At 69.2% G+C, this 785-nt stretch carries 1 protein-coding gene; it reads left to right on the top strand.

Annotated features, from left to right (window positions below; genetic code table 11):
- Window positions 1-10: 10 nt before the first annotated feature.
- Window positions 11-785 (top strand): acetate--CoA ligase family protein (locus CCN37_RS38260; RefSeq protein WP_246843605.1); only part of this gene is annotated, 775 nt, incomplete at its 3' end.

Raw genomic sequence — 785 nt, 5'->3', positions numbered from 1 at the left:
CGGGGTGCTGGTGGAGGTCCTCAAGGACGTCACCTTCCGGCTCGCGCCGGTCGACGCGGACGAGGCGCTCTCCATGCTGGACTCGATCCGCGCGGCGGAGGTCCTGCGCGGGGTGCGCGGGGCTCCGGCGGTGGACCGCTGGGCGATCGCCGAGCAGATCCGCCGGGTCTCCCAACTGGTCGCGGACTTCCCCGAGATCGCCGAGGTGGACCTCAACCCGGTGATCGCGACACCGGAGGGCGCGGTCGCGGCGGACATCCGGGTGATCCTCGCGGAGTCGGTGCCGAAGCCGAGGCGCAGGTACACGCGGGACGAGATCCTGGTGTCGATGCGCCGGCTGATGCAGCCGCAGTCGGTCGCCGTGATCGGGGCCTCCAACGAGCAGGGCAAGATCGGCAACTCGGTGATGCGCAACCTCGTCGACGGAGGGTTCGCCGGCGAGATCTATCCGGTGAACCCCAAGGCCGATGACATTCTGGGCCGCAAGGCGTACAAGAGTGTCACGGACGTTCCCGGTGAGGTGGATGTGGCGGTCTTCGCGATCCCCGCCAAGTTCGTGGCCGCGGCGCTGGAGGAGGTGGGTCGCAAGGGCATCCCCAACGCCGTACTGATCCCCTCCGGCTTCGCCGAGACCGGTGAGCACGAACTCCAGGACGAGATCGTGGCGATCGCCGAGCGGCACGGCATCCGGCTGCTCGGGCCGAACATCTACGGCTACTACTCGACCTGGCAGGACCTCTGCGCCACGTTCTGCACGCCGTACGACGTCAAGGGCGGGGTGGCGC

Origin of the sequence: Allokutzneria sp. NRRL B-24872 (assembly GCF_002155965.1) — a bacterium.
Classification (GTDB): Bacteria; Actinomycetota; Actinomycetes; order Mycobacteriales; family Pseudonocardiaceae; genus Allokutzneria.
This window is presented reverse-complemented; position numbering and strand designations above follow the sequence as displayed.